A 4,511-nucleotide genomic window follows, 5' to 3' on the forward strand; every position below is an offset into this window, starting at 1 on the left:
CGAATGTAAGTTTCCCTATCACTACCCAAGGCACTACAGTTGTTACTTGGACTTTTGATGATGGCAACGGAAACACAACAACAGCAACTCAAAACATAGTTGTAACTGGTATCGCTACACCAATTGCAAGCGTAACAGCCCAACCCACATGCTCAATTCCTACAGCAACGGTCTTGTTAAGTGGATTGCCGGCAGGAAACTGGACCATTAATCCTGGAACTATTACAGGAACGGGAAGTACAACAACGATTAGCGGCCTAGCGGCAGGAGCCACTTATAATTTTACGGTAGCTAGTGCTGGAGGTTGTACCTCTAATCCGGTTGCAGTTACAATTAATAGTTATGTCTGTCCAGCGGCCGATAGCGGAACTGCGCCTTCAACAGGAGGAACAGCTATTGCTAATGTATTATCAAATGATACCACTAATGGGGCTCCGAGTACGACAGCAAACTCTGTAATCTCAGAGTCTGGAAGCTGGCCAGCAGGCATTAGTTTAAATACGACTACTGGAGCGATTACTGTGGCAGCAGGAACAGCGGCTGGAGTGTATAATGTGACTTACCAGTTATGTGATAAATTAGCTCCGTCAGCTTGCGCTACGGCAACAGCAACAATCACAATTCCATTAGTAGCAGTGGAATCTCCAAGTATTTCTCTAGTGAAATCAGCAGTCTTAAACGATGAGGACGGAAATGGTTCCACACAAGTAGGGGAAACAATTAGCTATACTTTGTTAGTGACTAATACGGGTAATGTGGCTTTGACAAATGCAATTGTAAAAGATGCAATGCTTGGCTTTGATACAAGTGCAGCTTCGATAAGCTTGGCTGTTGGCGAAAACAAAGAGTATCAGCTTAGCTATAGTATAACCCAAGCCGATATAGATAGGGCTGAAGTAGTGAATACAGCTTCGGCGACTGCGGATAGCCCGGCAGCAGTTAGGGTATCAGCTGAGGATACCGTTAATACCGGTCTGAATTTAGTATTGCCTGAAAGTGTCGTTAAAGTTTATAATGCAGTATCTCCAAATGGGGATGGATTTAATGATGTCCTTAGAATAGATGGATTACAGTTTTACCCAGAAAACACGGTCGAAATTTATAATCGTTGGGGCGTCTTGGTATTTGAACGCGACCGTTACAACAATGACGACAGGGCTTTTAGAGGAAGATCTGAAGGACGTGTAACGGTAAAACAAGCAGAAGAATTACCAACGGGAACCTATTTCTATATCCTGAAATATAAGGATAATGAGAAAAAAACGTATGAGAAATCAGGCTATTTGTATATAAATCGCTAAAAAATGAATGACCGGGGGAGCATATCCCTCGGTACTATAAACATAGTATGAAAGAAAAGTTTACAGGGCTGTTTTTGTTGTTTTTTACAGTTATAGGATATGCCCAACAAGATTCGCAGTACACCCAATACATGTACAATACCATTAACATTAACCCTGCTTATGCCGGATCCAGGGAGGCGATGAGTATTTTTGTACTGCATCGGGCGCAGTGGGTAGGTTTGGATGGTGCTCCGGTAACCAATACCGTCTCGCTCCATACTCCTATAAACAACAGTGATGTGGGACTGGGGATTTCAATTGTCAATGATAAAATTGGGCCTTCAGATGAGAGTACGATCTCAGCTGATTTCTCCTATACCATTCCTACTTCCGAAACTTTTAAATTGTCTTTCGGATTGAAGGCCAGCGCCAGCCTACTTAATATTGATTTTATTAATAAGCTGAGCAAATATGATTTGAATGATTATCAGTTTGAGACCAATATCGATAATAAGTTTTCTCCCAATATTGGAGCGGGAGTGTATTTGCATTCTGAAAGTAGTTATATCGGTCTTTCTGTTCCTAATTTTTTGGAAACCAAACATTTTGATCGTTATGCCAGTAGAGGAGCCAATAGTCATGTTGCCGCCGAAAAAATGCATTATTATCTAATAGCCGGTCATGTCTTTGATTTGAGTTCTGAAGTAAAGTTTAAGCCATCAGTCCTGACTAAGTTGGTTCAGGGTGCGCCGCTTCAGGTGGATTTGTCCGGAAACTTTTTGATTAATGATAAAGTGATGGCAGGGGTAGCCTACCGTTGGAGCGCAGCTTTGAGTGCGATGGTTGGTTTTCAGGTCAATGATTCTTGGTTCATTGGATACAGCTATGATTTAGAAACCACCCGATTGGAAAATTACAATTCGGGTTCCCATGAGATTTTCTTGAGATACGAATTGTTTAATAGGTACGATAAAATGGTTTCTCCAAGATTTTTCTAAATAGGATATTGGACCCATAAAAAGCAATAAATAGCTACAGATGAAAATACAAAATATATTTTACAGTTTTTTCCTAACGGTACTTTCTTTTCAAAGTTACGGACAAAAAGCAGCTGTGGAAGCAGCTGATAAACAATACGAAAATTATGCTTATGTGGATGCAATAGCCACTTATGAGCGTGTGGCCGAAAAGGGATACAAAGACGAAAAGATGTTCCAAAAACTAGGGAATGCCTATTATTTTAATGCTGATTTGGCCAAGGCAGCATATTGGTACAGCGAACTTTTTGCAATGAATCAGGAGCAGCCAGCCGAATATTATTATCGTTATTCGCAGGCACTCAAGTCAATTGGGGATTATGCCAAAGCCGATAAAATGTTGGAGCAGTTCAATAAAAAATCAGGCAATGACCAAAGAGCAAAACTCTTTATGGAAAACAAGAATTATCTGAAAGACATTAAGGCCAATTCAGGGCGCTATACCATTGCAGATGCAGGGATTAATTCAGAATACTCCGATTATGGAAGTTCGTTCTTTAATAATAAATTGGTGTTTGCCTCAGCCCGTGATACCGGAGGAGTTTCCAAAAAGATCTTTCGATGGACCAATCAAACGTTTACCAATCTCTACAGTTCGGAGGTGAATGCGAATGGGAATTTGAACAGCCCGGTCTTATTTGACAATAAAATAAATTCTAAATTTCATGAGTCCAGTCCGGTTTTTACAAACGATGGAAAGACCATGTATTTTACCCGAAATAATTATTTGAACGGAAGAAAAGGGGAGGACGATAAAAAAATCACCCTGTTGAAAATATATAAGGCAACGAGGGCTGAGGATGGAAAATGGGTTAATATAACCGCACTTCCTTTTAACAGCGACCAATACAATGTGGCGCATCCGGCTTTGAGTCCAAATGGCGAAACCCTTTATTTTGCCTCTGACATGCCGGGGACTTTAGGGCAATCGGATTTGTTTAAGGTAGCCATACTAAAGGATGGTACTTATGGTAAACCAGAGAATTTAGGCAGTGCAATCAATACCGAAGGCAGGGAAACTTTCCCCTTTGTATCCGATGATAATGAGCTCTATTTTGCTACTGATGGACGCCCGGGTTTGGGTGGTTTGGACTTATTTGTAGCCAAAATGAAAAAGCAAGACGGCTTTGAAGAAATTCAGAATTTGGGCGCGCCGGTAAATAGTCCTGCTGACGACTTTGCTTTTTTGATAGATGCCAACAGCCGTACCGGTTTTTTTACGTCTAACAGGCCTGGGGGAAAAGGTTATGACGATATCTATAAGTTTACTGAGATTAAAAAAATAAGCTGCGAGCAATCCTTGTCTGGTATCATTAGCGATCAGGATACGGGCTTGGTTTTGGCCAATTCGGTGGTGAGTTTATTTGATGAAAAATTTGTTCTTTTAAAAGAAACTAAGGCCGATGAAAATGGCTATTATGATTTTCAGCTGATTTGCGGAAAAACCTATTATGTCAGAGCGGCACAAGAAAACTACGAGACTAAGGAAGAGGCTGTGACGATTGCCAAGAACTCTGGCAGAACCAATCTTTCGTTGGCTTTGAGCAAAGCAAGCTGTAAGGTGGCCGTTGGAGATGATTTGGGAAAATGTTTTGGTATAAAAATGATTTATTTCGATTTGGATAAGGCGTTAATCCGAAAAGAAGCGGCCTTTGAACTGGAGAAAATCCTCGATGTGATGAAGCAATATCCAAAAATGAAAATCGATGTTCGTTCGCATACCGATAGCCGACAAACAGCCCAATACAATTTGGCATTATCAGATCGAAGAGCCAAAGCTACTGCGGCTTGGTTGATTAAGAACGGTATTGCTGCTGATCGATTGAGCGCTAAGGGTTATGGGGAAAGCCAGCTGGTCAATAAATGCAGTGATGGTGTCAAATGTTCAGAGGAAGACCATCAAGCCAATAGACGCAGCGAGTTTATTATTCTTGCGTTAGAATAAGCATGTTATAAGAGCATAAAAAAACAGCCTTTTCAATTTGGAAAGGCTGTTTTTTATTGGTTTCAAAAATAATTTAAAACGATGCGCTTTATTGTATGTTCTAAACATGGATTGTCGCTTTATTATCAATTTGATGTTTTGCATACGTCAGTTCGAGGTTTAATTTTTTTACAAAAAAAGCAATATAAAATGACGTTAACTTTGTATAAAATCTGAATTAGAATTAGGCAGTGTAACAGTAGCATA

The 4,511-nt window shown here is 40.3% G+C and carries 3 protein-coding genes; all 3 read left to right on the top strand.

The genetic code is table 11. The features are described from left to right. Positions 1-1,301: T9SS type B sorting domain-containing protein (locus tag BUB25_RS16235; RefSeq protein WP_139256934.1), on the top strand; the 1,301-nt coding region annotated here is incomplete at its 5' end. Between the two features lie 47 nt (positions 1,302-1,348). Then, positions 1,349-2,281, top strand: coding sequence for a PorP/SprF family type IX secretion system membrane protein (locus BUB25_RS16240; protein ID WP_072946188.1), 933 nt, complete (start codon positions 1,349-1,351; stop codon positions 2,279-2,281). Positions 2,282-2,321: 40 nt separating this feature from the next. Beyond that, a complete protein-coding gene (locus tag BUB25_RS16245; protein WP_072946190.1) occupies positions 2,322-4,265 on the top strand; it encodes an OmpA family protein in 1,944 nt (647 codons plus the stop codon). Positions 4,266-4,511: the final 246 nt, after the last annotated feature.

It is taken from the genome of Flavobacterium granuli (assembly GCF_900129705.1).
GTDB lineage: Bacteria > Bacteroidota > Bacteroidia > Flavobacteriales > Flavobacteriaceae > Flavobacterium > Flavobacterium granuli.

Bases quoted from the DNA above. Each gene is read 5' to 3' on its own strand.
- BUB25_RS16240 (WP_072946188.1), top strand. From the start codon at position 1,349: ATGAAAGAAAAGTTTACAGGGCTGTTTTTGTTGTTTTTTACAGTTATA.
- BUB25_RS16245 (WP_072946190.1), top strand. From the start codon at position 2,322: ATGAAAATACAAAATATATTTTACAGTTTTTTCCTAACGGTACTTTCT.